At 37.1% G+C, this 1001-nt stretch carries 1 protein-coding gene; it reads right to left on the minus strand.

Features of this window, described 5'->3' with window-relative positions:
* Positions 1–295: 295 nt before the first annotated feature.
* The gene (locus LE180_RS05175; RefSeq protein WP_374134402.1) at positions 296–994 is read right to left on the minus strand and encodes a bifunctional ornithine acetyltransferase/N-acetylglutamate synthase; all 699 of its coding nucleotides are present in this window, start codon (positions 992–994) and stop codon (positions 296–298) included.
* Positions 995–1001: the final 7 nt, after the last annotated feature.

The following is a 1001-nucleotide window of genomic DNA, read 5'->3' on the forward strand; positions in this document are numbered from 1 at the left end:
TTATATTTTTAAAGTCATATATAACCCCGCCTTATCAACACATAACCCCGCATTGTATCTTGATTACTGAGAGAGCAAGGGCAACTGAAGCATCCAAAGGAGTGGATTCTTTAAGCCTTTGATCATTAGACGATGGTATGCGTAGTTATTGCCAATATTGAGCCACCTCTTTCAGAGAAAGGGGAATTACTACAATGCTTTTATTTTCCCTTTTACAAAAGGGACGACAAACGCCAAATGCTAGAAGCATCGACGGGGTTTGAAAGAGGAGTTAACGGCGCGGAGTCCCACTCTATTAAGATCTGTAATCGCCGTTAATTTTCACATAATCGTACGAAAAATCGCATGTATAATATTTGCTCGATTCTTTGCCTGCTTTTAAATCTATAACAACTTGAATTTCTTTTTTAAGCAATGCTTTCTTTGCTGTTTGTTCGGAAAAGTTTAATGCAAAACCGTTTTTAAAAGTATGCACTCCACCAATATATATATCAACTTTCCCAAGATCAAAATTCACCCCAGCTCTGCCAACTGCAGCAAGAACTCTGCCCCAGTTTGCATCCGCGCCAAATACTGCAGTTTTAAAAAGAGGCGACGTAGCCACTGTAGAAGCTATAAGTTTTGCATCATTTTTTGTTTTAGTATTTTTAACTTCAATTTCTACAAACTTTGTTGCACCTTCTCCGTCCCTAGCCATAGATTTTGCAAGCTCTAAAGTAAGGTCATCAAACGCTTTTATAAAATTTGTCATATCGTTTTTTGACAAATTCCCTGTTTCACTCTGACCATTTGCCAACACTATAACAGTATCATTTGTTGATGTATCTCCATCAACAGACACACAATTAAAGGATTTTTCTACAGATTTTTCTAATATTTTTTGTAATGATTTGCCGCCAATATCAGCATCGGTCAAAATAAATGAAAGCATTGTTGCATGAAAACCTTGTAAATTTGGGTGTATCATACCCGCGCCTTTTACACACCCCCAAATTTACAAG

The organism is Candidatus Endomicrobiellum pyrsonymphae (assembly GCF_020328025.1).
In the GTDB taxonomy this organism is placed as follows: domain Bacteria; phylum Elusimicrobiota; class Endomicrobiia; order Endomicrobiales; family Endomicrobiaceae; genus Endomicrobiellum; species Endomicrobiellum pyrsonymphae.